The organism is Coprococcus sp. ART55/1 (assembly GCF_000210595.1).
In the GTDB taxonomy this organism is placed as follows: Bacteria; Bacillota; Clostridia; order Lachnospirales; family Lachnospiraceae; genus Coprococcus; species Coprococcus aceti.
Genome location: NC_021018.1, coordinates 2996214 through 2997262 on the forward strand (window position 1 = coordinate 2996214; position 1049 = coordinate 2997262).

The window sequence follows — 1049 nt, forward strand, 5'->3', positions numbered from 1 at the left end:
CTGAACCAGGGAAGCTTACCTTTGATGTTGAAGCAAACTCAAATACCATATCCGGATTGCCGGCCTTTTCACACTCTCCGATGATATCAAGTATCTCTACCTGATTGTCCTCATACAGATGATGGATGACATATGCATTGTCCCAGAAGATTCTGAAGTCCTTAGCTGCTGGTCTTAGATTTGCAAATCTTCTTACTGTCTCATCGCTGTAACAGATTCCCTGTGGGTTTGAGTACTTTGGCACGCACCATATGCCCTTTACTGTTGGATCTGAATTTACAAGTTCTTCAACCATATCCATGTCTGGACCTGTCTCTGACATAGGTATGTTGATCATCTCTATTCCAAAATGCTCTGTGATGGCAAAATGTCTGTCATATCCTGGAACAGGACAGAGGAACTTCACCTTATCTAGCTTGCACCAAGGTGTCTCTCCCATTATTCCATGTGTATATGCTCTTGATACAGTGTCAAACATAAGAGTGAGACTTGCGTTACCACCGATGAAGATATGATCCTCAGTGGTTCCCATCATCTCAGCCATAAGTCTCTTGACCTCTGGAATTCCATCAAGGCACCCATAGTTTCTGCAGTCTATGCCACACTCTGACTTCATATCAGAATCACTGTTGATAACATCCATAAGACCAACAGATACTCCAAGCTGGGTTGGTGATGGCTTACCTCTTGACATATCAAGGTTCAGGCCAAGAGCCTTCTTCTCTTCATATGCCGCAAGCAGCTGCTCTCTAAGTTCCATTAACTCTTCTCTTGATAATTCACTGTACGCTTTCATAAAAGTCTCCCTTGCTACCTAACAATGTTATAGTTATATGTCCAGGTTGCACGTCAAAATATTCTACATCAAATAGACTATCCTAACGTTCAACCCTTGTATCATATAATTTATTTCTCCGGTTGTCTAGACCTTAATCGCATAAGTTTGCAGTATTTTGCAAATTTTGGTTGAAAAATCTAAGTTTAATCACTGTATTCGACTATATTTTCGTCAAAATTTCATATTTAACTTTTTATTTTCAAGTTAGCCG

General features: G+C 40.2%; 1 protein-coding gene. It reads right to left on the bottom strand.

Annotation, left to right across the window (positions count from 1 at the left end; translation table 11 throughout):
• Nucleotides 1–796: aminotransferase class I/II-fold pyridoxal phosphate-dependent enzyme (locus tag CCU_RS13480; RefSeq protein WP_208896303.1), on the bottom strand; the 796-nt coding region annotated here is incomplete at its 3' end.
• Between the last annotated feature and the right edge of the window lie 253 nt (nucleotides 797–1049).